Source organism: Streptomyces sp. NPDC015139 (genome assembly GCF_043079785.1).
In the GTDB taxonomy this organism is placed as follows: Bacteria; Actinomycetota; Actinomycetes; order Streptomycetales; family Streptomycetaceae; genus Streptomyces; species Streptomyces albidocamelliae.
The window spans coordinates 118,354-145,086 of sequence record NZ_JBIBUW010000001.1 but is presented as its reverse complement, the minus strand read 5'-3'; the positions used below and the strand labels follow the sequence as shown (position 1 = coordinate 145,086).

21 protein-coding genes, 1 tRNA gene and 2 pseudogenes are annotated in these 26,733 nt (G+C 72.7%); 7 read left to right on the top strand and 17 right to left on the bottom strand.

Annotated features, from left to right (window positions below; genetic code table 11):
* The first annotated feature begins 27 nt into the window (after positions 1–27).
* Positions 28–792, top strand: coding sequence for a creatininase family protein (locus ACF08B_RS00655; RefSeq protein ID WP_093473221.1), 765 nt, complete (start codon positions 28–30; stop codon positions 790–792).
* 143 nt (positions 793–935) lie between these two features.
* Here the strand turns inward: ACF08B_RS00655 and ACF08B_RS00650 are convergent.
* From ACF08B_RS00650 to ACF08B_RS00630, 5 genes and pseudogenes are all read right to left on the bottom strand, one after another.
* Positions 936–1,970, bottom strand: a pseudogene (locus ACF08B_RS00650) (YbhN family protein); the annotation flags it as partial.
* Complete coding sequence (locus ACF08B_RS00645; protein ID WP_392315367.1) at positions 1,967–3,133, bottom strand: class I SAM-dependent methyltransferase; 1,167 nt, start codon at positions 3,131–3,133, stop codon at positions 1,967–1,969. The gene ACF08B_RS00645 and the pseudogene ACF08B_RS00650, both read right to left, overlap by 4 nt.
* On the bottom strand, positions 3,130–4,329 hold the full coding sequence (locus tag ACF08B_RS00640; RefSeq protein WP_392316010.1) for a glycosyltransferase family 4 protein: 1,200 nt from the start codon (positions 4,327–4,329) through the stop codon (positions 3,130–3,132). Before ACF08B_RS00640 ends, ACF08B_RS00645 begins: the two co-directional genes overlap by 4 nt.
* Positions 4,330–4,358: 29 nt before the next feature.
* Complete coding sequence (locus ACF08B_RS00635; protein ID WP_392315366.1) at positions 4,359–4,757, bottom strand: 6-pyruvoyl tetrahydropterin synthase family protein; 399 nt, start codon at positions 4,755–4,757, stop codon at positions 4,359–4,361.
* 111 nt (positions 4,758–4,868) lie between these two features.
* Complete coding sequence (locus ACF08B_RS00630) at positions 4,869–5,858, bottom strand: dehydrogenase (protein ID WP_392315365.1); 990 nt, start codon at positions 5,856–5,858, stop codon at positions 4,869–4,871.
* A 107-nt stretch (positions 5,859–5,965) separates the two neighbouring features.
* On the opposite strand from ACF08B_RS00630, the gene ACF08B_RS00625 reads away from it, so the two are divergent.
* Positions 5,966–6,745 (top strand): CDP-alcohol phosphatidyltransferase family protein, encoded by a 780-nt coding sequence (locus tag ACF08B_RS00625; RefSeq protein WP_392315364.1) that lies wholly within the window; start codon positions 5,966–5,968, stop codon positions 6,743–6,745.
* Positions 6,746–6,940: 195 nt separating this feature from the next.
* Here ACF08B_RS00625 and ACF08B_RS00620 read toward each other — a convergent pair whose 3' ends face one another.
* Positions 6,941–7,654 (bottom strand): YcnI family protein, encoded by a 714-nt coding sequence (locus ACF08B_RS00620; protein WP_392315363.1) that lies wholly within the window; start codon positions 7,652–7,654, stop codon positions 6,941–6,943.
* A 39-nt stretch (positions 7,655–7,693) separates the two neighbouring features.
* Positions 7,694–8,353: a hypothetical protein gene (locus ACF08B_RS00615; RefSeq protein WP_392315362.1), complete on the bottom strand. Its 660-nt coding sequence runs from the start codon at positions 8,351–8,353 to the stop codon at positions 7,694–7,696.
* A gap of 306 nt (positions 8,354–8,659) precedes the next feature.
* Here ACF08B_RS00615 and ACF08B_RS00610 point away from each other — a divergent pair, with 306 nt between their 5' ends.
* Complete coding sequence (locus tag ACF08B_RS00610; protein WP_392315361.1) at positions 8,660–9,781, top strand: hypothetical protein; 1,122 nt, start codon at positions 8,660–8,662, stop codon at positions 9,779–9,781.
* A 178-nt stretch (positions 9,782–9,959) separates the two neighbouring features.
* Here ACF08B_RS00610 and ACF08B_RS00605 read toward each other — a convergent pair.
* From ACF08B_RS00605 to ACF08B_RS00585, 5 genes and pseudogenes are all read right to left on the bottom strand, one after another.
* Positions 9,960–10,280 (bottom strand): annotated as a pseudogene (locus tag ACF08B_RS00605) (discoidin domain-containing protein); the annotation flags it as partial.
* A 146-nt stretch (positions 10,281–10,426) separates the two neighbouring features.
* Entirely contained in the window at positions 10,427–11,791 is a 1,365-nt protein-coding gene (locus ACF08B_RS00600) for a GH1 family beta-glucosidase (protein ID WP_392315360.1), read from the bottom strand.
* A 29-nt stretch (positions 11,792–11,820) separates the two neighbouring features.
* Positions 11,821–12,660 (bottom strand): carbohydrate ABC transporter permease, encoded by an 840-nt coding sequence (locus ACF08B_RS00595; RefSeq protein WP_392316009.1) that lies wholly within the window; start codon positions 12,658–12,660, stop codon positions 11,821–11,823.
* Between the two features lie 13 nt (positions 12,661–12,673).
* The gene (locus ACF08B_RS00590) at positions 12,674–13,660 is read right to left on the bottom strand and encodes a carbohydrate ABC transporter permease (protein ID WP_392315359.1); all 987 of its coding nucleotides are present in this window, start codon (positions 13,658–13,660) and stop codon (positions 12,674–12,676) included.
* Between the two features lie 8 nt (positions 13,661–13,668).
* Positions 13,669–14,985: an ABC transporter substrate-binding protein gene (locus ACF08B_RS00585; protein ID WP_392315358.1), complete on the bottom strand. Its 1,317-nt coding sequence runs from the start codon at positions 14,983–14,985 to the stop codon at positions 13,669–13,671.
* Positions 14,986–15,182: 197 nt separating this feature from the next.
* Here ACF08B_RS00585 and ACF08B_RS00580 point away from each other — a divergent pair, with 197 nt between their 5' ends.
* On the top strand, positions 15,183–16,472 hold the full coding sequence (locus ACF08B_RS00580; RefSeq protein ID WP_392315357.1) for an ROK family protein: 1,290 nt from the start codon (positions 15,183–15,185) through the stop codon (positions 16,470–16,472).
* Between the two features lie 175 nt (positions 16,473–16,647).
* Positions 16,648–16,926, top strand: a complete 279-nt coding sequence (locus tag ACF08B_RS00575) for a ribosomal protein L7/L12 (RefSeq protein WP_392315356.1) — start codon at positions 16,648–16,650, stop codon at positions 16,924–16,926.
* A gap of 55 nt (positions 16,927–16,981) precedes the next feature.
* Here ACF08B_RS00575 and fusA read toward each other — a convergent pair whose 3' ends face one another.
* Together fusA and ACF08B_RS00565 are read right to left on the bottom strand one after the other, a co-directional pair.
* A complete protein-coding gene (gene fusA, locus ACF08B_RS00570) occupies positions 16,982–19,039 on the bottom strand; it encodes an elongation factor G (RefSeq protein WP_392315355.1) in 2,058 nt (685 codons plus the stop codon).
* 430 nt (positions 19,040–19,469) lie between these two features.
* Complete coding sequence (locus ACF08B_RS00565) at positions 19,470–20,510, bottom strand: nucleotidyl transferase AbiEii/AbiGii toxin family protein (protein ID WP_392315354.1); 1,041 nt, start codon at positions 20,508–20,510, stop codon at positions 19,470–19,472.
* 473 nt (positions 20,511–20,983) lie between these two features.
* Between ACF08B_RS00565 and ACF08B_RS00560 the strand changes: the two genes are divergently transcribed.
* Complete coding sequence (locus ACF08B_RS00560; RefSeq protein WP_392315353.1) at positions 20,984–22,996, top strand: serine/threonine-protein kinase; 2,013 nt, start codon at positions 20,984–20,986, stop codon at positions 22,994–22,996.
* Between the two features lie 61 nt (positions 22,997–23,057).
* Here ACF08B_RS00560 and ACF08B_RS00555 read toward each other — a convergent pair.
* From ACF08B_RS00555 to ACF08B_RS00545, 3 genes are all read right to left on the bottom strand, one after another.
* A tRNA-Leu gene (locus tag ACF08B_RS00555) sits at positions 23,058–23,145 on the bottom strand.
* Positions 23,146–23,328: 183 nt separating this feature from the next.
* Positions 23,329–24,006, bottom strand: a complete 678-nt coding sequence (locus ACF08B_RS00550; RefSeq protein ID WP_392315352.1) for a GntR family transcriptional regulator — start codon at positions 24,004–24,006, stop codon at positions 23,329–23,331.
* A 160-nt stretch (positions 24,007–24,166) separates the two neighbouring features.
* Complete coding sequence (locus ACF08B_RS00545) at positions 24,167–25,114, bottom strand: beta-ketoacyl-ACP synthase III (protein WP_392315351.1); 948 nt, start codon at positions 25,112–25,114, stop codon at positions 24,167–24,169.
* 356 nt (positions 25,115–25,470) lie between these two features.
* Between ACF08B_RS00545 and fdhD the strand changes: the two genes are divergently transcribed.
* Positions 25,471–26,319 carry a formate dehydrogenase accessory sulfurtransferase FdhD gene (fdhD, locus tag ACF08B_RS00540; RefSeq protein WP_392315350.1) on the top strand — a complete coding sequence of 283 codons (849 nt, stop codon included), beginning with the start codon at positions 25,471–25,473 and terminating at the stop codon, positions 26,317–26,319.
* Positions 26,320–26,733: the final 414 nt, after the last annotated feature.

The following is a 26,733-nucleotide window of genomic DNA, read 5'->3' as shown; positions in this document are numbered from 1 at the left end:
AAGCAGAGATGAAAGGCCGTGAGAAAGATGACTGGTTCGGGCGCGCGTACGGTGGCACACGGGGTGATGCCGGCGGACACCACGGAAGATGTCCGGACGCGGGGGGCGGGCGTTTCAGCACAGGTGGCCGTCCTTCCCGTGGGGAGTTTCGAGCAGCACGGTCCGTTCCTTCCGCTGGCGACCGACACGCTGATCGCCTGCACCGTGGCGCGGGAGATCGCCGCCGCGTACCCGGTGCACCTCCTTCCTCCGCTGACCATCGCGTGCTCGCACGAGCACGCGGACTGGCCGGGGACCGTCAGCATCTCCGCCGCGACCCTGCACGCGGTGGTGCGGGACATCGCCGAGTCGCTGCGCCGCTCGGGCGTGCAGGCGCTGGTCGTGGTCAACGGGCACGGCGGCAACTACGTGCTGGGCAACGTCGTCCAGGAGGCCTCCGCGCGTGGGGAGCGGGCGGCCCTGTTCCCGGCCGCCGAGGACTGGGAGGCGGCCCGGGAGCGGGCCGGGGTGCAGACCTCGCTGCTCACCGACATGCACGCGGGTGAAATCGAGACCTCGATTCTTCTGCACGCTCACCCCGAATTCGTCCGCCCTGGTTACGAGTCCGCCGATTTCATCGCCGACGACCGTCGTCATCTGCTCACCGTGGGAATGTCCGCCTATACCGAATCGGGCGTCATCGGCCGCCCTTCCCTGGGTTCGGCGGAAAAGGGGAAGGAACTGCTGACGAGCCTCGTCGAATCCTTCGAGCCGTATTTCGCGCTGCTCACCTCGGCCGGCCCGCGCGGGTAGTCCGCCGCGGGTGCGTGGCCGGGGTCCGCCGACGCGGCTCCGGCCCGCAGGCCCGCGTACCAGCGGGCGACCAGGACGACGGCACCGGGCAGGCTCGCGACGAAGCTGAGCACGCCGTACACCACGGCGACCGCGACCCCGCTGCTCGCGCCGAGCCCGGCGGCGCCGAACGCCCAGGCGGTGACGCCCTCGCGGGGGCCGAAGCCGCCGACGTTCAGCGGCAGGCCCATGGCGACGAGGGCGAGCACCGCGAGCGGCACCAGCACGGCGACCGACGCTCCGGAGCCGGCGACGCGGGCCGCGACGACGAACATCGCGAGGTGGCCGGCGAGGACGACGGCCGAGGACAGCGCGATGCCCGGGCCGCCCTGCCGGGAGAGCAGGACCTGCCGGGTCTCGCGCAGCACGGCGTGCAGGGCGCCGCCGCGCCGCGCGGGAGCGCGGTTCAGGCGGACGGCGAGGACGACGGCGAACGCCCCGGCGGCCGCGAGGGCCACGAGCGGGGCGAAGCCGCGGACGTCGGCACGGACCGGTGACGGCAGGGTCACCAGCACGGCCGCTCCGAAGACGGCGAGCGCGACCTGCCCGGCGACCCGCTCCAGCACGACCGCCTTCACCCCGCGCCGGACGTCGCCGGCGCTCTGGCCGTGCCGCACGGCCCGGTGCACATCGCCCAGGATCCCGCCGGGCAGGGCCGCGTTCAGGAACAGTGCCCGGTAGTAGTCGCAGACGGCCGGCCCCAGCGGCAGCCGGAGGCGCAACCCGCGGGCCACCAACTGCCAGCGCCACGCGCTGAACACGGTGGTGACCAGGCCGATGCCGAGGGCGGCGAGCACCGTCCAGGTGTCGATCCGCCGCAGCCCGTCGAGCAGCGGGCCGGTACCGAGCCGCCACAGCAGCGCGCCGAGGATGACCGCACCGGCGGCGGTGCCGAGGTGGGTGCGCAGGGCACGCGCACCGGAGCGGCGGTTCGCCGGGCCCTGCTCCGCCCCGGGGGCTTCGGGGGCCACGGTGACCGAGTCGGCGGCGGGGCGGGTGCCGGCGCGGGGCGTCTTGGGGGGACGGACCGTGACCGCGGCACGCGTACGGCCCGTACCGGACGTCCTCTTGCGCAGGCCCGGCGCGGCGGCCGTCCGCGCCTCCGTCGCCGTGCCCGCCGTCGCCGCCCGGGTACTCATGACACGTCCCCGAGAGGACCGGGCAGCGCCAGCAGGTCGTTGTGCTGGATGACCACGCGCAGTTCACCGGCCGCGCAGGCGGCGAGCCGGTCGCGCAGGTAGCGCTCGGCGCGCTCGCGCAGGTCCGGGCGCTGCTCGACGGCCGCGCCCACCCAGCCGCGCAGCCACTGCTCGGTCAGCGCGGCCTCGTCCGGGCCGAGCCGCCAGGGGCTCGGTGACACCCGTACGGTCACCCCGCGCTCGCCGAACGCCTCGCAGGCCGCATCGATCGCGTCCGGGCCGAGCAGCCCGTCGCGCCGCTGGTGGGCATTGAACGCGTCGGCGACCTCGGCGTCCAGGGGGTCGGCGGGGCTGAGTTCGACCCGTCCGGCGACGGACAGCGTGAGCAGCGCGGGGCAGCCGGCCCCGGCACAGGCCTCCGCCAGGGCGCCGATCTCGTCCTGGGTGAGGACGTCGAGCAGCGCGGACGCGGTCACCAGCGCGGCCCCGTCGAGCGCGTCCGGGGTCAGCCGGGCCACGTCACCACGGCGTGTCTCGACCGTGACGCGGCTGCCGTCGGCGGCGGAGCGCGGGGAGGCGACGGCCGCGAAGTGCAGCAGGTAGGGGTCGCGGTCGTGGAGGATCCAGTGCTGGGCGCCGTCGAGCCGGGGCGCCAGCCAGCGGCCCATCGACCCGGTGCCGCAGCCCAGGTCGTGCACGACCAGTCCGCCCTCCCGGCCCGGCAGACCGGCCAGCAGGGTCCGCAGCGGGTCCAGCAGCTCCTGTGCACGGGCCGCGGCGTCGGCGCCCTCCCGCAGCTGGAGCCACTCGGGCGCGTAGCGCGGCGGCTCCTCCGAGCCCCCGTCCCGCAGCCGTACGGTGGCTCGTTCACCGGGGCGGCCGACGGGACCGGCACCGGCGATGACCGGGGCGGGGGCGCCCTCGTCCGTCGCGCCGCCGGAGGCGTCACGGTCCTCGGCGCCGCGCGCCGCTTCGCCCCGGGCGTCCACGATCCGCGCCTCCTCGTGTCCCACGACACCGGCGTTCCGCACGACGGCCTCCCGCTCCCTGCCCGTTCCGGTCCTGTACTCGGCCTCGCCGGCGCCGGGCTGGGCCGGCACCGGCCCGCCCGGCGCCTGCCGTGCCGTGGTCGGCCCGCTCGGTGCGGTCCTCTGGGTGCTCATGCCGCCCTCCGCGGGGGTTCGGGGAGCCGTCCGAGGACTCCGGCGAGGCTGCGGGCCGTGGCGGCCCAGCCGTCGAGCGCGGCGCGCCGGCCCCGGGCGGCGGCCTTCAGGCGGCGGCGTACGTCGGGCTCGCCGAACCAGCCGCGCAGTTCCGCCGCGAGCGCGGCCGGCTCCTCCGGCGGGACGAGGATGCCGGGCACCCCGCCGTCGGGGGCGCGGCCGACCGCCTCGGGCAGCCCGCCCACGTCGGTGGCGAGGACGGGGACGCCGCGGGCGAGGGCCTCGGTGACCGCCATGCCGTAGGTCTCGGCGTAGGAGGTGAGGACCATCAGGTCGGCGGCCGCGTAGGCGGCGTCGAGATCGGCGCCGGAGCGCGGCCCGGACAGGTGGAGGCGGTCGGTGAGGCCGTACCGCTCGATGAGGGCGCGCAGCTCGGCGACGTACTCGGGGTCGTGGCCGAGGCCGCCGACGCATTCGCAGGTCCACGGCAGGTCCCGTACCGCCGCCAGTGCCTCCACGAGCCGGTGCTGCCCCTTGCGCGGGGTCACGGCGGCCACGCACAGCAGCCGGGAGACGCCGTCGGTGCCCGGCGCGAGGGGTGCGATGTCGGCACCCGGCGCGGCGACGTGCACCCGGTCCGGGGCGAGCCCGTGGTGGGAGACGAGACGGCGGACCGCCCAGTCGCTGGTGGCGATCACCGCGGGCACCGCCCGCAGCACCGCGCGCTCGCGGGCGTCGAGGTCGGCGGCCACGTCCGGGTCCAGGCCGGTCTCGTCGCCGAGCGGCAGATGGACGAGGACCGCGAGCCGCAGGCGCTGCGCCTCGGGGACGACGATCTCCGGTACGCCGCAGGCCACGATTCCGTCGAGCAGGACGACGGAGTCGTCCGGCAGCTCACGGAGTGCGCGGGCGAGGCCCTCCCGGGCGTCCCGGCCGGGGCTCGGCCAGTCGCCGGGCACGGCGTGCCGGGCGACCTGCCAGCCGAAGCCCGGCAGGTCCAGGCAGACCCGGCGGTCGTAGGCGTTGCCGCCGCTGGGCGCGGCCGGGTCGTCGACGCCGCCCGGCATGACGAAGTGCACGGTGCGCAGGGACATGGGGATGATTCCGGCGTTGTCGGCGGCGATGGGCTGCGCGGGCACGTAGGTGAGGCGTGCCCTCTCCACGGTGTCGCGGCTCCCGGTGCCCAGGCTCGGCACGGCGGGCTCCGGACCCACGGTCAGATCGGTCACAGGCCACGCTCGTAACTCGCCCAGGCGATGTGCGACTCGTGCAGGGTGACCGTGAGGCCGGCGAGGCCCCTGGCCCCCTCGCCGAGGGCACCCTTGTGGACGCGCTCGGCGAGCCGGTCGGCGATGAGCTTGGCGAGGAACTCGGTCGAGGTGTTGACCCCCGCGAACTCGGGTTCGTCGTCGAGGTTGCGGTAGTTCAGCTCGGCGACCACGGCGCCCAGTTCCTGCGTGGCCAGACCGATGTCGACCACGATGTTGTCCTCGTCCAGCTGCTCGCGGCGGAACGTCGCGTCCACGAGGAACGTGGCGCCGTGCAGTCGCTGCGCGGGTCCGAACACCTCGCCGCGGAAGCTGTGGGCGATCATGATGTGATCGCGGACGGTGATGCTGAACAACGGACGACCCTCCAGGTGCGGCGCGTCTGGTCCCCCGGCCCTTGGCCGCCGGGGGATGCCGTGTAGTACGGCTCTTCGCTTCCCCGTGTTCAGCCCCCTCTCACTCTTTTCTCAGGTCAGACCCGTCCAGGCGTACCGCACCCGGTGGCACAGGGCGGGGATCTCCCCGGAGGCGAGTTTGGGCATGACGTCCGGGAGATCGTCGAAGGCGCTCTCGCCGGTGACGAGCGCGTCCAGCGCCGGGTCGGCGAGCAGGTCGAGGGCGAGGGCCATCCGGTCGGCGTAGGTGCGGCCGGCGCGCGCCGCCGGGGAGACGGTGCCGACCTGGCTGCTGCGCAGGGTGAGCCGGCGGGAGTGGAAGGCCTCGCCGAGCGGCAGGGCGACCCGCCGGTCGCCGTACCAGCTCAGTTCCACCACCGTGCCTTCCGGGGACAGGAGTTGGAGGGCGCGGGCGAGGCCCTGCTCGGTGGCGCTGGCGTGCACGACGAGGTCGCGGTCGCCGAGGGCGTCGGCCGGTGCCGCGAAGTCGACGCCGAGCGCCTCCGCGGTCTTCGCGCGGGCCGGATCGGCGTCGACCAGCTGGAGCCGTACGCCGGGGAAGCGGGCGAGCAGCGCGGCCACCGAGCAGCCGATCATGCCGCCGCCGACCACCGTGATCCGGTCGCCGATCAGCGGCGCCGCGTCCCACAGGGCGTTCACCGCGGTCTCCAGGGTCCCGGCGAGCACGGCTCGTGCGGCGGGCACCCGCTCGGGTACGACGGTCACGGCGCTCACCGGAACGACGTAACGGCTCTGGTGCGGATACAGGCAGAAGACCGTACGGCCGATCAGCTCAGCCGGGCCCTCCTCGACGACGCCGACGTTCAGGTAGCCGTACTTCACCGGGCCCGGGAAGTCGCCCTCCTGGAACGGCGCCCGCATCGCGGCGTGTTGGCTCTCGGGAACGCCCCCGCGGAAGACCAGCGTCTCGGTGCCGCGGCTGATCCCGGAGTACAGGGCACGCACCAGCACCTCGTCCTCGGCGGGCTCCGCGAGGGTGACGTCACGCAGCTCGCCGTGGCCGGGCGAGCCGAGCCAGAACGCGCGGGCGGAACGGTTCATCGGCATCCTCCTGAACGATCGGCAAGTTGTTCACGTACCGAGAAGTGCACAGGCCGCGCAGAGTACGCGGCGTTGATCGACTCTGTCACTCGGCCGGAGGGTGTGCGGTGGCCCTGAACAACACGTACGACGCGAGGCTCCAGCAGGAGACCGCTGTGGGAGCGGGTATCCAGATCCTGCTGCTGGCCCTGCTCGGTTCGGTGATCGGCCTCGGGCCGGCCGGCTGGCTGACGGGGCTGGTCTTCGCGTTCGCCACCTGGGCGGTTCTCTCCCGCGCCCTGCACCGCTCCCGGCTCAGTTCCTTCGGGCCCGCGAACCGGGTGACGCTCGGCCGGGCGACCCTGGTCGGCGGGGTGACCGCGCTGGTCGCGGACTCCTTCGAGAGCGCGCCGCCGGTGACGCTGCTGGTCGGTCTCACCGCCGTCGCCCTCCTTCTGGACGGTGTGGACGGCAAGGTGGCCCGCCGTACGGGCACCTCCTCGGCGCTGGGCGCCCGCTTCGACATGGAGGTCGACGCGTTCCTGATCCTGGTGCTGAGCGTGTACGTGTCCATGCAGCTCGGCCCGTGGGTGCTGCTGATCGGCGGCATGCGGTACGCCTTCGTCGCCGCGGCCCGCGTCGCCCCCTGGCTGAACGCCGCGCTGCCGCCGTCGTTCGCCCGCAAGACCGTCGCCGCGGTGCAGGGCATCGCGCTGCTGCTGGCCGGCTCCGAGCTGCTGCCGTCCGCGGCGAACCTCACGATCGTGCTGTCGGCCCTGGGTTCGCTGCTGTGGTCGTTCGGCCGGGACGTGCTGTGGCTGCGGCGCAACTCCCGCACCCGGGTCCAGGACCCGGTCCCGACTCCGGCCGCGCCGGAGCCCATGGTGCTGGAGCTGGCCGGGCGGTGACGCGTGGCGGGCCGGCGGGGGCGCACCGAGAGCGACAGGATCGCAGCCGCCCCTCCTGACCGCCCTCGGCCGACAGCGACCGCCTTTCATCCGCACGTCAGCACGGCGAAGGGCCCGGACCGGTGGACGGTCCGGGCCCTTCTCCGTGTGCCGACGAGGTGGCTACGAGGTGCCTACGAGGTGCCTACGCCGTGTTCACGACCGTGCCGACCGACCCCGGACGATCGCGAACCCGGCGGCGGCGAGGCCGAGTACGCCGACGACCAGCCCGGCGATGCCGAGGCCGCGGGCGGTCGAGTCGGTGGAGTCCGCCGGATCGGCGGCCCGGGGCGTGGTGCTCTTCGACGCCGTCGACGCCGTGTCCGCACCGGCCGCGGTGAGCTCGAGCACGGGAGCCGGGTTCTCCGGCTCCTCTCCTCCCGTCGACTCCTCGATCCAGCGGGCGACCTTGCCGTCGGAGTACGTCTGCAGCGTCTTGAACGTCAACTTCCCGGTGTCGTCGGGAAGCTGGCCGAAGGCGACGTCGAAGTCCTCGTACTGACCCGCGCCGATCTTCCCGCCGGTGAAGGTGATGGAGGAGGCCGCCTCGGTGATGGTGCCGTCGTCGGTCTTGACCGGCTTCTTCAGCTTCGTGGTGGTGACCTTGGCGGTCCAGCCGTCCTGCGGGTGGACGAGGACACCGAGCACGGGGTGGTCGGTGGGCAGGAACACCTGGACCTTGGTGGTGGCGGCGCTGTCCTCCTCGTTCGGGACGCGGAAGGTGAGCACGCCGTCGGTGGCGCCCTTGGCGTAGCTCTCCGGGTGCACGGTGACGTGCGCGGAGGCGGCACCGGCGGCGAGGAGGACGCAGGCGGCCGCCACGGCGGTGACGGTTCCGGCGCGGCGCAGGGTGATGCGGGACGTGGACATGGGTGAGTCGATCTCCGTACGAACTGGGTGGGTGAGGGGTCAGGCCGGGTACGGGATCGGGGCCGGGGGTCCGCGCCGGTGCACCGCGTGGCGCAGCGGGGTTCGGCGGGGTGGTGCCGGGTCGGCCGGGACGCGCGGGGCGGAAGCGGCGGACGCGGGCAGGGGCGCGTCCCGCCACCAGGCGACGAGCCCGGGTACGAGCGTGCCGGCCCGACGGAGCAACGACCACAGCGCGGCCTCGCCCCGCCGCAGCCACCAGGCGGCGGCGAGGGCGGCGACGAGGTGAGCGACGGTGGCGTGACCGGTGGCGGTGGGGTGGGCCGCGGTGTGGAGGTGGACGGGGTGCGCGTGCGTCAGGTGCGCCAGGTGCGCCATGTGCGCCTGCATCGCCGTCATGGTGTGTCCCGGCGTGGACGCCGTACGCGTGGAGCTGTCGGGCGTGCTCCCTCGGTGGGCCGCGCGGAACGCCAGGTGCAGCCCTGCCTGTGTGCCGAGCATGGCGGCACCGATGCCGGCCAGCGACCGCTCGCGCCCGCCGAGCGCGCAGCCGAGCGCGAAGACGGCGAGGAACCCGCCCGCGTCGGCCCACAACGGCGGCATGTCCCACATGGCCAGCCCGTGCCCGGCGGCGGCGAGCAGCACGCACACCGCGGCGAACACCGCGGCCCGCAGGCCTCGCACCACCGGGGACGCGCTCATGGTGAGGGATCTTCCCACGGTGGGGGGATACGGGGTGGGTGGTCGGGGTGTTCACTGACGACTGAGGCAGGTACTGGTCACCCCGGCGTCGGCGCGCAGTTCCGTCAAGGCCTTCTCGGAGTCAGAAGCCCCCCGGCGGTTGTCGAAAGCGCCGGTGTCAATCACATGATGACGCGTAAAGTTGCCGCTTAACGATGTAACCATCAACTATGTGCTGCTCGCCGGGCCACCGCGCTGAGGGCGCAGCGGGGTTGTTCACACCTCGCAACCTGGCCATTTGCTGAACCGCCTGGGGGGAAACTCGTCATGACCAAAGCTCCTATGGACGCTGCCGACATCGAGGCGGACGACTCGGCCGACCGGAAGGTCGTCGAGCAGGAGCAGGACGAGATCAAGGACTTCGTCAAGGGTCTGAGCGCGGACGACATCAAGTCGGGCAACTGGTTCACCAAGCTCGCCGCTCATGCCATGAACTCGTACACCAAGAAGGTCGACTGGCAGTATTTCCAGGACCGGTACACCGGTGTTCCCGCGGACGCCATCGTCGATCAGCGCATCAAAATGGCGGCCCGGTACGCCGCGCTCGAAGGAGGACTCTCCGCCGGGGCCTACACGGCGACCGTGGCCGCCACCATCGGGAGCCTCGGGGGTGCCTCACCGGCCACCGTCCCCGCGGCCGCGGCGTCCATGATGGTCGACGTCGCGTTCCTCTCCCAGCTTCAGCTCCGCCTGGCCTACGACATCTCCGTGCTCTACCGGGTACCGCTCGACGTAAACGATCCCGAGGACCTGTGGAAGCTCATCCGCGTGGCCTTCACGATCAAGAGTGGCGAGGCGGCCAACAAGACGGTGGTCAAAGCGGTTCCGGCTCTGGTGCGACCGTTGGTCAAGCGCTTCTACTCGGGATCGGTACTCACCGCCGGAAGGGCGCTCCCCGTCGTCGGGAAACACCTCCTGCAGCGCAACGTCATCAAAATCGGTATCCCCCTGGTCGGCGTTCCCCTCGCGGTACTGCTGAACCGCTACACCACGCTCCTCGCCGGGCGGCACGCGCAGGCCGTCTTCCGGAACGAGGCGCGGGTGATCGAAGTCGCCGAGGGTATGACCAAGCGGAGTCGGCACCCGCAATTGATGCTGTGGGTCGCCTGGCTCGTCATCAGGGCGAACAACAAGATCGCCGATGATGAGGCGCTGCTGATGCGGCACCTGGTGCGGCTGGTCCAGGAGCGGCATCAGGTCGTCGACGACCAGCTCGCTCAGCTCGTCGACATCGACCCCGCCGAGGTGTGGGAGCGCGTAGAAGCCGAGTCCGGGGATCTGAGCGACATCCTCGACGCCGCCGACCGGGTTGCCACGGTGGACGGTGACCTCGACGCACGCGAGAAGGCCGTCATCTCCGAGCTGCGTGAGCGCTGCCTCCACGTCTGACGCCGACACGCGCTGCCTCTTGAACGGGCAGCCTCCGGTGAGTTGACACCACTCCCCCGCAGCGGTCCGCCGCCGCCTGTACAGCACCCCGCCGTACAGGCGGCGCCCCTGGTGGTAAGCCCGGCCCAGCCGGAACGCTGAGCGGCACAGCCCTTCCTCCCGGCAGCGTCGGCTTTCCGTAGCGCTTGCCGTAGGCGGCCTCCCAGTTCAGGGCGACCCGGTCGACACGGATCACCGAGCCGAGGTCGACGCGGATCCAGGCGTGGTCGGCGAAGTCGCTGGAGAAGCGGGTGGAGCCGTTGCCGTCGAAGGCGAGGCCGGGGGCGGTGCCGGCGTTCTCGCTGCCGGACGCGGTGACGGCGCACGGGTTCACGGCGTACGCGGCGGCCGCGCGGTCGGTGTCCCAGGCGGCTGCCGGGGTGGCGTGGGCCGGTGCGGCCAGCAGGGCCGCGGTGGACAGGGCGGCGGCGAGCAGGGTGCGCGGGATACGGGATGGCATGCGGCTCTCCTCAGTGGGGTGGGGATGCCTTTGTCGCGCATTGGCGCGTGCATGACAGTCCAGGCCGCGTCGTCCGGGCGCGAGCGCGTCCGGAACCGGTGGGCGCGGGCTCACGCACCCGGGCCCACCGGTCGTCCGGGCCGGACTCAGGCGGCCCGGCGTGCCTGCCCCCGGTGCACACGGACGATGTCCGCGTACCGGTGGCCGCTCCCCTTGATCGTGCGGACCTGGGTGCGGTAGTCGACGTGGACCAGGCCGAAGCGCTTGTCGTAGCCGTAGGCCCACTCGAAGTTGTCCAGCAGCGACCAGGCGAAGTAGCCGGCGAGCGGGGCACCCCGGCGGACGGCCGAGGCGCAGGCGGCGAGGTGGCGCTCCAGGTAGTCCTGGCGTTCCGGGTCGTCGACGCTGCCGTCGGGACGGACCACGTCCGGGTAGGCGGAGCCGTTCTCGGTGACGTAGATCTTCCGGGCGCCGTACTCCTCGGTGAGCCGGAGCAGCAGTGTCTCGATGCCGGACGCGTCGATCTCCCAGTCCATGCCGGTGCGTGCGACGCCTTCACGACGGACGGAACGGACGTACGGCGCCGGCCCGTCGGGGTCGTCGGCGACGTACGCCGGGAAGTAGTAGTTCAGGCCCAGCCAGTCCAGTGGTGCCGCGATCGTCTCCAGGTCGCCGGCCCGCTCGGGGAGTTCGACGCCGTACACCTCGCGCATGTCGGCGGGGAAGCCGCGGCCGTGCACCGGGTCCAGCCACCAGCGGTTGACGTGGCCGTCGTGCCGGCGGGCGGCCGCCAGGTCCTCCGGGCGGTCGGTGGTCGCGTGCACGGTGGAGAGGTTGTTGACGATGCCGACCTGCGCGCCGGGGACGGCGGCGCGGATGGCCCGGGTCGCGAGGCCGTGGCCGAGGAGCAGGTGGTACGAGGTGCGTACGGCGGCGGTCAGATCGGTCCAGCCGGGGGCCATCGTGCCCTCCAGGTGGCCGATCCAGGACGAGCAGGAGGGCTCGTTGAGGGTCGCCCAGTGCTTGACGCGGTCGCCGAGACGGCCGGCGACGGCCGAGGCGTACTCGGCGAAGGCGAGGGCCGTGTCCCGTTCGGGCCAGCCGCCGCGGTCCTGGAGCACCTGCGGCAGGTCCCAGTGATAGAGGGTGACGGACGGGGTGATGTCCGCCTCCAGCAGGGCGTCCACCAGTTCGTCGTAGAAGGCGAGCCCCGCGCGGTTCACCGGACCCGTCCCGCCGGGGACCACACGCGGCCAGGCCACCGACAACCGGTAGGCGTTGACGCCGAGTCGCCGCATCAGGCCGATGTCCTCGCGCCAGCGGTGGTAGTGGTCGCAGGCGACGTCGCCGTTGTCGTCGTTCGCGATCTTCCCGGGCGTGTGGGAGAAGGTGTCCCAGATCGAGGGCGTACGGCCGTCCTCGGCGACGGCTCCCTCGATCTGGTACGCCGCTGTCGCCGTGCCCCACAGGAAGTCGTGCGGGAAGGCGGCGAGGTCGATGGGTTCGGACACGGAAGTCCCTTCGGGATCAGGGGTGGTGTTCACTTGACGGCGCCCGCCGTCAGACCGGCGACGAGATAGCGCTGCAGGAGCAGGAACCCCGCGACCACGGGCACGCTCACGACGAGCGAGGCGGCCATGATCTGGTTCCAGTAGACGTCGTTGAGGGTGGAGTAGCCCTGGAGGCCGACGGCGAGGGTGCGGGTGGTGTCGTTGGTCATGACGGACGCGAAGAGCACCTCTCCCCACGCGGTCATGAAGGCGTAGACGGCGACCGCGACGATGCCGGGGATCGCGGCCGGCACGACGATCCTGAGGAGCGCCTTGAGCGGGCCGCAGCCGTCCACCAGGGCCGCCTCGTCCAGGTCGCGCGGCACCGAGTCGAAGTACCCGATGAGCATCCAGATCGAGAACGGCAGGGAGAAGGTGAGGTACGTCAGGATCAGCCCGCCGCGCGAGCCGAACAGGGCGATGCCGGTGGCGTTGCCGATGTTGACGTAGATGAGGAACAGCGGGAGCAGGAAGAGGATGCCGGGGAACATCTGCGTCGACAGCACGGTGACCGTGAAGACGCGCTTGCCGCGGAAGTCGTAGCGGCTGACGGCGTAGGCCGCGAACACGGCGATGACGACGGAGCAGACGGTCGCCGCGCCGGCCACGATCAGCGAGTTCGCGAAGTACTTGGCGAGCGGGACCGTCGACCAGATGTCGATGTACGGCCGGATCGTCACCTCGCTGGGCAGCCAAAGGAACTTCCCCGTGACGTCCGCGAGCGGCTTCAGCGAGCTGGAGACCATCACGTACACCGGGATCAGCACGAACCCGGAGAGCAGGACGAGGAAGACCCGGCGGGACCAGACGAACGAACGCGGCGGTGCCATCGGGGAGTTGGTGCTAGACATCGGCGGCCCTCCGTCCGCGTGAGGTGAGCAGCAGGTACACGCCGGTCACGACCAGCAGGAAGAGCAGCAGCAGGACCGACATGGCGGAACCGGTGCCGAAGTTCCAGGTGACGAAGGAGGCCTGGTAGATGTGGACCGAGATGAGGTCGGCGGCCTCCGGGGCGGCCTTGCCGAACAGGACGTACGGGGTGTTGAAGTCGTTGAAGGTCCACAGGAACAGCACGAGGACCAGCACCTGGTTGACCGGGCGCAGCGACGGCAGGGTGATGCGGCGGATCCGCTGCCACATCCCGGCGCCGTCCAGGGCCGCGGCCTCGTACAGCTCCCGGGGGATGTTCTGCAGTCCCGCCGTCACGATGAGGAAGGCGAACGGCCAGCCCTTCCACACCGACACGGTCAGCAGGGCGTAGAAGCTGTTGTCGCCGATCAGCCAGAAGGACGGCTGGTCGGTGAGGTGCAGCTGGTCGTGCAGGACGTGGTTCACCAGACCGTTGTCGTGCTGGAACATGAACACCCAGGTGATGACGGCCGCGTAGACCGGCAGGGCGTACGGCACCAGGAACAGCGCCCGCAGCAGACCGCGGCCGCGGAAGGTGTCCTGCATGTAGACGGCCGCCGCGGTGCCGATCAGCCAGCACAGGCCGACCGACAGCAGGGTGAAGCCGACGGTGACGAAGAAGGAGTGCAGCAGGGCCTCGCCGACCGGGGCGTCGAAGTCCACCGACACCTTGTAGTTGCCGAGGCCCGACCAGGGCGCGGTGCCCCAGTCGCGGATGTAGAGCTGGGTGAGTTCCTTGAAGCTCATCACGATGCCGATGGCCATCGGCACCAGGTGGACGAGGAGTTCGAGCAGCAGGGCGGGCAGGAGCAGCAGGTACGGCAGGGAGATCCGGCGGATCCGCCCGGTGCGGCGGCGGGGTTCGCGCGCCGCACCGGGGGACGTCTTCCGCACCGGCTCCTGCAGAGCGGTGGTGGTCATGGTCCGGCTCACGCCTTCGGCATCAGCTGCTGGGCCTTCTCCAGCTTCGCCTTGACGGAGGCGGTGGTGACCGCCCGTCCGGCGGCGGCGTCGGCGAACAGCTCCTTGACGGCCGTACCGACCGTCGTCTCGAACTGCGACTCGGACGCGACCTGCGGGAGTGCCGCGGCGCTGGTGGCGAGGGTCTGCTTGAGCACCGCGGTGGCCGGGGAGTTGAACGCCGCGTCCCCCTGGGCGCCCTTGACCGGTGGGATGGATGTGTAGGCCGTGTTGAGGGTCTTCTGTTCCTCGTCGCTGGTCATGAACTTCACGAACTTCGTGGCGCCGTCGAGGTTGTGGCTGTTCTTGAAGACGGCGATGTTGATGCCCGCGACCATCGAGTTGGTCCCGGCGCCGGTGCCGGGCGTCCCGGACCGCACGGGCACGGGGGCGATGCCGTAGTCGTCCTCGCTCATGCCCTGGGACTTGAGGTTGGCGGCCGCGGACTGCCAGAGCAGCATGGCCTGCTTGCCCTTGGCGAAGTCGCTGACGGACTGGTTCTGGGCGTACTCGGCGTCGCCGGTGGGGATGACCTTGTCCTTGGCCATCAGGTCGACGTACTGCTTGACCGCGTCGACCACCTTGGGGTTGGCGAAGTCCGGTGTGCCGTCGGCGGTGAAGAACTCGGCGTCGTGCTGCTTGGCGAAGACGAAGACGTGGTGGATGTTCTCCGACAGGTTGGAGCCCTCGGCGCCGAGCACCGACTTGCCCTTGGCCTTGATCTTCTTGCCGTCGGCGATCAGCTCGTCCCAGGTGGCGGGCGGCTTGGCGATGCCGGCGTCGGCGAAGATCTTCTTGTTGTAGTAGAGCGCGTACGCCATCGAGTAGAGCGGGACCGCGGCCGGGTCCTTGCCCTCGGCGCCGGTGGAGCCCAGCGCGGAGTCGACGAAACGGTCCCTGCCGCCGATCTTGCCGAAGTTCTTCGCGTCCCAGGGCAGCAGTGCGCCGGTCGCCTGGAGCGAGGCGCTCCAGGTGTTGCCGATGTTCAGCACGTCCGGGCCCTGGCCGGAGGTGGTCGCCGTGAGGATGCGGTTCAGCAGGTCGGACCAGGGCACGACCTCCAGCTTCACCTTGATGCCGGTCTGCTTCTCGAACTTGTCGAGTTCGGGCTGGAGGACCTTCTTGTCCACGGCGATGCTGGCGCCCTGGTTGGAGGCCCAGTACGTCAGCGTCTTCGGCGAGTCGTCGGACCCGCCACCGCTGGACGAACCGCCTCCGCAGGCCGTGGCCGCGAGGGCGAGAGACATGGTCACGGCGCCTACGGCCGCGGCTCGGATGCTGCGCATGGCTCCTGGTGTCCCTTTCCGGGAGTCGAGAACCCCGAGGGGCGTCTTCGGGGGGCCGACACCCCGTTCGGCCCACGAAGTCCCCTCATGGCTTAATTTAGGACGTGAGTTAAACCTCAAGAGAAACGCACGTCAAGGGATCCGGCAGCGCCGGACGGTACAACGGGCCGGAAAATCACGGACATTTGGGAGGCCAGGTGGCAGGGCTGAGCGGTCGCACGGTGCGTGACCTGCGGCGGGAGAGCCGGAGCACCGTTCTGCAACGGTTGTATGTCGACGGGCCGATGAGCCGGCACGCGCTGGGCCCGGCGACGGGTCTGAGTTCGGGCTCTGTCAGCAACGTGGTCGCCGAACTGCTCGCCGACGGCCTGGTGGAGGAGGCCGGACTGATCGGCGCGGACGTCGGCAGGCCGCGCCGGCTGCTGCGGGTACGGCGGGACAGCGGCCGCCTGATCGGGGTGGACGTCGGCGAGACCCGGGTGCGGGTCGAGCTGTTCGACCTCGGCATGAGGGAACTCGCCTGGGCCGAACGGCCGTTGGGGCCGCGCGGGTACGAGGTCGACGCCGTCGTCGGCCATGTCGCGGACGGCATCGGCGAGGTCCTGCGCGTCTCCGGCCTCGCCGCCGGCGAGCTGCTGGGTGTCGGCATCGGCGTGCCCGGCATCATCGAGGACGGCGGTGCGGACGGAGCGGTCGTCCACGGGCAGACGATCGGCTGGGACGCGGTGCCGCTGGAACTCCTGCTCCGTCGGACGGGCCGGCTCCCGGTGCAGGTCCCGTACTTCGTCGACAACGGCGCCAAGGCGCTGGGGCAGGCGGAGATGTGGTTCGGCGCGGGGCGCGGGGCGCGCAACGCCGTGGTGGTGCTGTTCGGTTCGGGGGTCGGCGCGTGTGTCGTCGCCGAGGAGGCCGAGCAGGGGCGGGCGGTGGAGTGGGGGCATCTGACCGTGCGGGTCGGCGGGCGCCGGTGCCGGTGCGGGGCGCGCGGCTGTCTGGAGGCCTACGCGGGCGCGGAGGCGCTGGTGGCGCGCTGGCGGGAGGCGGGCGGACGGCCGTCCGCCGGGTCCGGTGAGGAGCGGGCGCTGACCGAACTGCTGGCCGCGGCCCGCCCCGCCGACGGCCGGGAGGCGGATCCGGTGGCCGCGGCCGTACTCGCCGAGACCGCCGCGTACCTCGGCGCCGGCCTGTCCGACCTGATCAACCTCTTCCAGCCGGAACGGGTCCTGATCGGCGGCTGGGCGGGCCTCCAGCTGGGCGGCGGCTTCCTGGACGAGGTCCGGGGGCACGCCCTGGCGCACGCCCTGCGCTTTCCCGCGAGCCGGGTGGGCATCGACCTGGGCCGCCTCGGCCCGGACGCGGTCACCGTCGGCGCGGCGGTCCTCCCCCTCGCCGCGTTCTTCGCCCGCGGCGGCAGACGCCCGCGGCCATCCGGCGGAACGGTGCCGTCACCGGCCTGGCAGGCGGCCCTGGACGGGAGGCTGGCCTGAGCCGGGGCTCTCGGGTCGCACGGGTGAGGCCCGAGAGCGGTCACCGGAACTCCCGGCGCGGACGGCCGCGGCACAGCCGCACTGCGTCGATGTGCTCAGCGCCACGTCCACGGTGCCGACATGGCAGGCGTGTCCACGTCAGAGAGACGGAGCCGCGCGTCTAGCATGCTCGGTCATGAACACAGTGGTGTACCTCGCACTCGCCCTCGCCGTGGTCGGCTGCGCCCTCGGTGTGGCAAGCCGGTTGGCACGGGCCGAAGGACGTCTCGCGCGGGTCGAGCGCAAGCTCGACCTGATCATGGAGCATCTGGACCTGCGGGAGGACGTCGCGCGGATGGACGAGGTGACCGCACTGGTACGCGAGGGCAAGAAGATCCACGCCATCAAGGTGTACCGGGAGACCACCGGCGCCGGTCTCAAGGAGGCCAAGGAAGCGGTCGACAGGCTCGGTTAGGACCGGCACGGGCGCCGGTGCGGACTTCACCGCACCGGCGCCCCACCCCGCCCCGCTACCGCACCGGCTCCGGCCGCGGTGCCGGGGCATGACCGGCCGGACGGGTCGTGAAGGTGCCCCGCCCCTGCGTGCGGCCGCGCAACCGGGTCGCGTAGCCGAACAGTTCGACCAGCGGCACGGTGGCGGTCACCGCCGTCGAGCCGCCCCGGGTCTCGGATCCGCTCACCCGGCCGCGCCGTGCGGCCAGATCACCGAGCACAGCGCCGACCGCGTCGGCCGGCACCGTGACCGTCACCTCGGCGACCGGCTCCAGCAGGACCATCTCGCAGGCGCGCAGCGCCTCCCGCAGCCCCAGCCGGCCGGCGGTGCGGAACGCCGTGTCGGAGGAGTCCTTCACATGCGTGGCACCGTCGGTCAGCGTGACCCGCAGCCCCGTCACCGGATGCCCGTCGAGCGGGCCCTCGGCCAGGGCGTCCCGGCATCCGGCCTCCACCGCGCGGACGTACTCCTGCGGCACCCGCCCGCCGACCACGGCGGACCGGAACACGAAACCGGTGACGCCCGCTTCGGGGCCCAGCGGCTCCACGTCGAGCACGACATGGGCGAACTGCCCCGCCCCACCGTCCTGTTTGACGTGCCGGAACACGAACCCGCCGACTCCGCCCACGACGGTCTCGCGGTACGCCACCCGGGGGCGGCCCACGCCGACCTCCGGCCCTCCGGCACGGCGGATCTTCTCCACCGCGACCTCCAGGTGGAGTTCGCCCATCCCCGACAGCACGGTCTGCCCGGTCTCGGTGTCCGTCCGCACCACCAGCGAGGGGTCCTCCTCCGCGAGCCTCGCCAGCGCCGACGCCAGCCGTCCGGTGTCCGTGGCGCGCCGCGCCTCGACCGCCACGGACACCACGGGCTCGGCGGCCACGGGCGGTTCCAGGAGCAGCGGGGCGCCCGGGTCGCACAGCGTGGAGCCGGCCCTGGCCGACTTCACGCCCGCGAGTGCGACGATGTCACCGGCCACCGCCCGGTCGAGCCGGACGTGCCGATCGGCCATGACCCGCAGGATCCGTGCCACGCGCTCGGTGCGTCCGGTGCCCGGGTCCCGCACGGTGTCCCCCTTCTCGATCGTGCCCGAGTAGACGCGGACGTGGGCCAGCCGTCCCGTGGTGTGCGCGCTCACCTTGAACACCAGCCCCGCGAACGGTGCTTCGGCATCGGTGGCCCGCCGCTCCTCGGCGCCTTCGTGGACACCGCGTACGTCGGGCACGTCCAGCGGCGACGGCAGGTGGGCCACCACCGCGTCCAGCAGCGGTTCGATGCCGCGGTCGCGGTAGGCGGAGCCGCACAGCACGACCAGGCCGTCCCCGCTGTGGGTGAGGTCCCGCAGGGCCGCGTCGAGAGTGCCGGTGGAGAGCGTCTCGCGGTCGCAGAACTCCTCCAGCGCGGCCGGATGCAGTGCGGCGACCGCCTCCTCCAGCACGCGGCGGCGCCGTGCGGCCTCCTCCCGCAACGCTTCGGGCACCGGCCCCTCGGTGGCCGTATCCGCGCCGTCGGGCCAGGTCAGGGACCGCATCCGCACCAGGTCGACCACGCCCGCGAACGCGTCCTCGGCGCCGATCGGCAACTGGACGACGAGCGGGGACGGGTGCAGCCGTTCCCGGATGGAGTCGACGGCCCGGTCGAGGTCGGCGCCCGCGCGGTCCAGCTTGTTGACGAACGCGATCCTCGGTACGCCGTGCCGGTCGGCCTGGCGCCACACCGACTCGCTCTGCGGCTCGACGCCGGCCACGGCGTCGAACACGGCGATCGCCCCGTCGAGGACGCGCAACGAGCGCTCGACCTCGTCGGCGAAGTCGACGTGGCCGGGGGTGTCGATGAGGTTGATCCGGTGCCCGCCCCAGGCGCAGCTGACCGCGGCGGCGAAGATCGTGATGCCTCGGTCGCGTTCCTGCGGGTCGAAGTCGGTGACGGTGGTGCCGTCGTGCACCTCTCCCCGCTTGTGGGTGGTGCCCGTCGCGTACAGGATCCGCTCGGTGACGGTGGTCTTGCCGGCGTCGACGTGGGCGAGGATGCCGAGATTGCGGACGGCGGCGAGGGTGGTGGGGTTGGTGCGCACGGCCCAGGGCCTTTCGGGAGGTTCTGCTGAACAGGGCAGCGCGATCTCCCGTGCGCCGGGCGGACAGGACCGTACGGCGAGAACAGCCGTACGGAGGTGGCGGGTCGGCCGCTCGTCGGAGCGGTCTGCCGGGTGTCAGCGGGGCGTCACGGGCGTCCGGTGCCGGCCGCGCAGCGGGCACCGGGCGGACGAGGACACCAGAATCACCTCGGTCCGCGCAGGGGGGACGACGACGGCGGTACGGTCACGCACGGCCCGGCTCCCCTCTTCCTCACACTTCGCGGACAGCGCCGCCGGCGGTGCCGGTGCGGCGCGCGATGCTTCGGCGAGTGTAGGAAGAGGATCGGCCCGGCGCGTAGTGATTTTCTCCCGGCAGGACAGACGCGATGTGTGAAGTAAGGCCCGAAAATGGCCGGTTGGGCGTTCGCCGCTACCTGACGGCCCGCCGTCCGACGACCGGTTCCAGGGCCCGGACGAGTCGGTGGAGCCACTCCCCCGCGGTCCCCTCCGCCCGAGGGTGCCCCTCCTGGAACGCAGCCCACTCCACGTCCCATCCGGCCACCGCTTCCGGACGCAGGGCGTCCGTGACCGGGTCCGCCGACAAGCCGAATACCTTCCCCAGCAGACGTGGTGACGGCAATGCGCCCGTCGCCTCGGCGAGGAGCACCGCGTCGTACAGGTCCTTGCCCCGGGCCCGGCCGCCGTCCCTGGTGTCGGTGTGCAGCCACAGCAGCTTCCAGGCCAGGGACAGCTCCCGGCTCGCGGTCCGTACCGGCACCGGACGCCCGCCGCGGCCCGTCGGCACGAGGGTCCACACCGGGGGCTCGGGGAGCGTTTCGTCGCGGGCGAAGTCCAGGCGCACCTCGCCGGACGGCAGGCCCTCCGCGTGCCAGGGGACGAGCAGCCGTATCCCGGGGGTGTCGTAGTGCCGATAGGTCCACGTGCCGTCCACACGGGCCCCGGCCGCGTCGAGCCGGACCCCGGGGGCCGCGCCCGGGCGCCGGGCGAGGCGCTCGAGCAGGTCCAGGTACGGCGGGCCGGTCTCCACCGCGGCCTCGTCGGGCACCCAGGACAGTCCTTCGGGAGGCAGGGCCGGGCGGCGGCCGCCGGTGCCGAACTCCTCGTACGTCCACATCTCGTACCGCGCGGCCCCGTCCGCCGCCTCGGGCCACTGCTGCACGGTCTCCAGCAGGTCGAGGTACGGATACGGGTCCAGCGGGTCGGCTCCGGCGGCGTCCTCCAGCACCACCCAGTCGAGGTCGGCGGGTTCACGGGCCGCGGCTCCCACCCAGGCGGGCATGACCATGCTTCCGCGCAGGACCAGGCTTCCGCTCCAGGGGGCGTCGGCGACGAGGGCCAGCACATGGTCGAGCGCGGCCCGGCGGACCGCGGCCGCCGACAGCGGCTCACAGCCCCCGGCCGCCGTCGGGAACGGGTCGTCGGGCCCGCCGTCACCTGGCTCTGGGATCACGCGGCCGACCGTAGCGCGGGCCACTGACAAGCTCGGGATCACCGGTTCGCGGACCGGCGTCCGAGGCGCGCTCGTATGCTGTTGATGTACGGAGTTCACAACAATTCCGTCCACATGTGGGGACTTGCCCTGCCCGCGGCCGTCAACGGGACATAGGCTCGACGGGACAGGGGCGACGGTGGGGAGGGGGACCGCTCATGCGGCAGGTGAAGGTCGCGTACGGACAGGCCGGGGATCGTTCGCCAGGACGTACGCGGCGGCTCTGACGACCCGTGCGCCGGCCGGTGAGCGCCCTGTGCGGCGGCACACCGTAAGTCGCACTCCCGCACGCCTTGCCCGGCCGGCACGCCGGCCCGGGGGAAGGCGCTCCACCGCGCTGCCCGTGACGGCCCCGGACCCCGTACGTCGGTCCGCCGGCCGCGCGCGGCGCCGCCGCCCCACTCAGGCCATCACCCAGTTCAAGGAAGTACTTCGTGAGCGAAATCGGCCCGGCCGGAAGAGTTCTGCCGGCGCGCCCCGGTGACCCGTCCCGCATAGGCCCGTACCGCATCGTCGGCCGTCTCGGCGCGGGCGGTATGGGCACCGTCCACGCCGGAGTGACCCCGGACGGTCTGCGCGTGGCGGTGAAGGTGGTCCACGCCGAGCAGGCCCAGGACCCGGAGTTCCGGGCGCGTTTCCGGCGCGAGGTGGAGCTGTCCTCGCGCGTCACCGGGCCGCACCTCGTCCCCCTGCTGGCCGCCGATCCCGACGCGCCGACCCCGTGGCTGTCGACCGCCTACGTTCCCGGGCCGACGCTGAACCAGCACGTGAGCGCCCAGGGACCGCTCACGGAAGGCAGCCTGTACGCCTTCGCGGCCGCCACCGCCCAGGCCCTGGCCGCGATCCACGCCGCCGGTGTGGTGCACCGCGACGTCAAGCCGCAGAACGTCCTCCTCACGTCCACCGGTCCCCGGGTGCTGGACTTCGGCATCGCGCACGCCGTCGACGGCACCAGCGTCACCCGCACCGGCATGATGACCGGCACGCCCGGGTGGATCAGCCCGGAGCAGTACCGGCAGGGCACCGCGGGTCCGGCGAGCGACGTGTTCACCTGGGGGGCTCTCGTCGCGTACGCGGCCACCGGACGGCTGCCGTTCGGGGCCGGCGCGCCCGATGTGGTGGCCTTCCGCGTGATGTCCGGTGAGGCCGACCTGGACGGCATGCCCGCACCGCTGCGCGCGATCGTCGAGAGGGCACTGGCCCAGGCGCCCGGGGACCGCCCGACGGCCGCCCAGGCGGCCCAGGAGTGCGGGGCCCTGCTGGCCGCGCAGGTCACCCAGGTGGTGAGCACCGGCGCGATGCCGGCGACGGGTGCGGACATGGTCGCGGCCGTCTGGGACATGCCGACGGCGGACGGCCCCGTCTGGCACGTGCCGCCGGAGCGCGGCCGGTCGAGGAAGAAGCAGATCATCGGCGCGGTGGTCCTCGCGGCGGGACTCGTGGGAGGCGTGGCCGGCGGAGTGGCGGCCCTGTTGCCCAAGGACACCGGGAAGAAGACGCACGCCTCGTCGACGGACTCGGCCTCCTCCTCCACGGCCGGTTCCGGACGGCCCTCCGCGAGTACCGCGAAGAGCGACGCGTCGGCGAAACAGCAGACGGGGAGCGGCGGTTCGGCGACCGCGGCGAGCTGGAGCCAGGCGCGGGCGGCACAGGGCGCGGGCGAACACGACATGGCGCGCTCGATCCTGCACGACGAGGGGGTGGTCGCGCAGGAGATGAGCGACGGCGTCGACTTCTCTCCGGAGAGCGTGCGGTTCCACGAGACGCGGCGGGAGGTGTACCTCTCCTACCGGCTGACCTCGGACGAGGCGGCGAAGATGTACGCCGAGACCCAGATCGCCAAGAGCATGTGCCTCTCGGCACGGGATGCCGTCCTGCGTCTGCACCCGGATCTGCCGTACAGCAAGTTCGTCATGGTGAACGACGAGAGCGACCGGGATCCGGAAGTGACCTGGCAGGACGACTTCGTCAGCAACGCGCAGTGCCGGTCGGCCGCCGACGACGGCAGCGGTCAGGGCTCGGGCGGCGCCTCGCAGGGCTGGAAGCCGGACAAGGACGGTCTGGCGCAGGCGATGGTCCCCAGCACCGACAGGACCGAGTTCCGGGTCGCGGACGGCGCCGCCACGAAGATCATCGCGGGCACCAACGGAATGCGGGACACCCTGGGCACCGATCGCGTGGTCGGCAACGACGAGATCAAGGTCGGCTACGACCCGGGCAACTCGGCCATGTACGTGTGGTCGGACTACGGGCAGTGGAACCAGTCGCAGACCGAGTCCTGGGCGGACATGGCCGCGGGCAAGGCGTGCCGGGCCCTCGTGAACGAACGCGAGAGTGCGGGCAGCGCGTGGCCGTACACCCGCTACGCGGTCGCGGAGATCATCGGGAACGGCTACCGGATGGTCCGCTGGGGCACGGCGAAAACGTCGGCGGACTGCCCGGCGTAGGGCAGGCGCACGGAGGCATACGAAGAGGGCCCCGACCGTAAGGTCGGGGCCCTCTTCGTTCTGGTGTCCGAGGGGGGACTTGAACCCCCACGCCCGATAAAGGGCACTAGCACCTCAAGCTAGCGCGTCTGCCATTCCGCCACCCGGACCAGGTGTCTGCCGCCCGGCCGGGGGTGTTCCCCGCGGCGACGAGACAACAATACCAAGGTTTCGGAGTGCGTTTCACCTGCGTATATCGGGGGCGGACGGTGGCCGGACGCCGTGCCGTACGGATGGTGACCGGACAGTCGCGTTGGGCGCCCGGTGGGTCCGCGGGCCCGACGGGGCGTCGCTCACGTCGCGCCGCGCTCCTGCGCCGGCGGCCGGGCGTGCCCGGTGTGCGTGCGCATCACACGGTGGGCGCGCTGCTCGTCCCGCTCGGCGATCGCGGTGACCAGCTCGCGGTGCTCGGTCCACGACTGCCGGCCGCGCCACCGGGCCACCGGGGGGTGGTACCAGCGGACCCGGCGGTCGACCTGCGCGGCCAGTTCCGCGAGGACCGCGTTCCCGGCCAGCTCCATCACCTTCGTGTGGAAGGCCGCGTCGAGGGCGACCGCACGGTCGACGTCCTCGGCCGCCGCTGCCTTCTCACCCTCGTCGCACAGCTCTTCGAGGACATCGACGCCGGGGCCGTCGGCGTGCGCCGCGGCAAGCCGGGCGGCCTCCGCCTCCAGGAGCGTGCGCACCGTGAGGAGCTGGTCGGCCTCCTCCTGCGTGGGTTCGTGGACGAACGCGCCCTGCGCGGGGCGCAGATCGACCCAGCCCTCGGTGGCCAGACGCTGGAGCGCCTCGCGCACCGGCTGCCGGGAGACACCGAGGCGCGCGGCGAGTTCGCCCTCCACGAGGTGCCGGCCGGGCCGGAGGGCGCGGGTGGTGATCAGCTCCAGCAGCGCCTCGTGGACACGGTCGCGCAGCGGGCCGGGCCGCTCCAGTCTGGGCGCGGCTCCCTGCGGCAGCCCGGTCGGCAACATCGGTCCCCCTCCTGGGCCGGCGGCCGTACACCGCCGGCCGCCCGCGTGCACGGTGGACTGCCCACTATGGGGTGTCCTCCGCCCGCCGTCGACGGCGGGCCCGAGCCGAAGGGTGGGAGGCGGCCGCGTCACGCCGCCCCGCGCACCCGCGCGGAGGGCGTCACGGGCACCGTACGACCTGCCCCGCGTACGACAGGTTGCCGCCGAAGCCGAACAGCAGGGCCGCGTCGCCGCTGCGGACCGCGCCCTGCTCGATCAGCTTGGACAGCGCGAGGGGGATGCTGGCCGCGGAGGTGTTGCCGGAGTCGGTGACGTCGCGCGCGACGACCGCGTTGACCGCGCCGATCTTCCCGGCGAGCGGCTCGATGATGCGCAGGTTGGCCTGGTGCAGGACGACCGCGGCGAGTTCGGCGGGGTCGACGCCGGCCTTCTCGCAGGCGCGCCGGGCGATGGGCGGCAGCTGGGTGGTGGCCCAGCGGTAGACGCTCTGCCCCTCCTGGGCGAACCGGGGCGGTGTGCCCTCGATGCGCACCGCGTTGCCCATCTCCGGCACCGAGCCCCACAGCACCGGCCCGATCCCGGGCTCCTGTCCCGGTGCGCACGCCTCGACCACGGCGGCCCCCGCCCCGTCGCCGACCAGGACGCAGGTGGTGCGGTCGCTCCAGTCGGCGACCTCGGACATCTTGTCCGCGCCGATGACCAGTGCCCGGGTCGCCGCACCCGCCCGGACCGTGTGGTCGGCGGTGGCGAGAGCGTGCGTGAAGCCGGCGCAGACGACGTTGACGTCCATCGCGGCGGGCCGCGGGATGCCGAGGCGGGCGGCCACCCGGGCGGCGGTGTTCGGGGAGCGGTCGATCGCGGTGGAGGTGGCGACCAGGACCAGGTCGATGTCGTCCGGCGTGAGACCGGCTGCGGCCAGGGCCTTGGCGGCGGCGTGCGCGGCCAGCTCGTCCACCGGTTCGTCCGGGCCCGCGATGTGCCGGGTGAGGATGCCCACCCGGCTGCGGATCCATTCGTCACTGGTGTCGACCATGCCGGCCAGGTCGTCGTTGGTGAGCACCCTGGCGGGCTGGTAGTGGCCGACGGCGGCGATGCGCGTGCCGTTCATGACGTGGGTCCCCCTCGTTGCCGTGGGTAGCGGGATCCACCAGTCTGATCAGTGACTCGCGGGTACGGGGGCAGGCACAGCAACAGGAAACCGACGCCGGAGTTGTCGCTTTCGGCAGGCCCTCGGACGACCGAGGAGTTCGACGTACGGGCGGCGGGTACCTGGGACGCGTCACGGCGGAGGGGGACGAGCGCGGTGTGCGCCCACGGCGGAGCGGGCGCACCGTCGCGCTCCGTGTGCAGGACAATGAGGTCGTCGGGGTCACCTCGCCGCACGACGACGCGGTGCCCCCGGCGACCTCGCCACAAGGGCCGATTCGGCTGCCAGAACGTACAGAACCGGGGCTGATCAGAGACATGGGACGAGTCACGGAACGCCGCAAGGTCCTCCGCATCCGCGACGGGGCCGTCTCCACCCGGCCGGACACGCTCGTCGCCGAGGAACCCCTGGAGATCCGGCTCGACGGCAGGCCGCTCGCCGTCACCATGCGTACCCCGGGCGACGACTTCGCGCTGGCCGCGGGTTTCCTGGTGAGCGAGGGGGTGCTCGCGAGCGCGTCGGACCTGCAGAACATCGTCTACTGCGCCGGGGCGACCGCGGACGGCTCCAACACCTACAACGTCGTCGACGTGAAGACCGCGCCCGGTGTCGCCCTGCCCGAGTTCACCCTGGAGCGGAACGTCTACACGTCGTCCTCCTGCGGACTGTGCGGCAAGGCCAGCCTGGACGCCGTACGCACGACCACGCGCTGGCCCATCGCCGACACCCCTCCGCTCCGGGTCACCCCCGAGCTGCTGACCGGCCTGCCCGAGCGGCTGCGGGCCGCCCAGCGGGTGTTCGACCGCACCGGCGGTCTGCACGCGGCGGCCCTCTTCACCGAGGACGGGGAACTGCTCGACATAAAGGAGGACGTCGGCCGGCACAACGCGGTCGACAAACTGGTCGGCCGGGCCCTGCAGAACGGCGATCTCCCGCTGTCCCGGACGCTCCTGCTGGTCTCCGGCCGGGCCTCGTTCGAACTGGCGCAGAAGGCGGTGATGGCGGGTGTCCCGGTACTGGCCGCGGTGTCGGCGCCGTCCTCACTGGCGGTGGACCTGGCGGCGGAGACCGGCCTCACCCTGGTGGGCTTCCTGCGCGGCAGCTCGATGAACGTCTACGCGGGTGAGGACCGGATCGCCCTGCGGGAGGCAGCCACCCGAGGCTGACGGGCGGGGGTGGACGACCCCCGGCCGGCGCGGCTACCCGGTTCGGGTCCGCTCCGGCGAGAGTCAGGTCGGGCAGCGGGCAGGTGGCTGGGTCCGCGGCAGGCGAGCGGTCTGGAGCTCACCGACGCCCGAGGCCCGTTGCCCGGAGGTCCCCGGCGGTGCGCTCCCGCGGCACGCAAAGCCGCGCCCGCCCCACGAACGGCGCGCCCACGGCACGGAAGGCGGCGGCCGGCCCCTCGGCGGCGGCGAGGGCCTCGGCGCCTTCGTGGCGGCTCCAGGGGCAACGCGACGACGTGGTCCATCGGGTCGACGAGGACGAGGGCGGTGCGCCGCGGATCGAGCGCGCCGGCAGCGGCCTTGACGGAACGTCAGCCGCGATCATGACGGCACGTCAGCCGCCGTAACGACGGAACG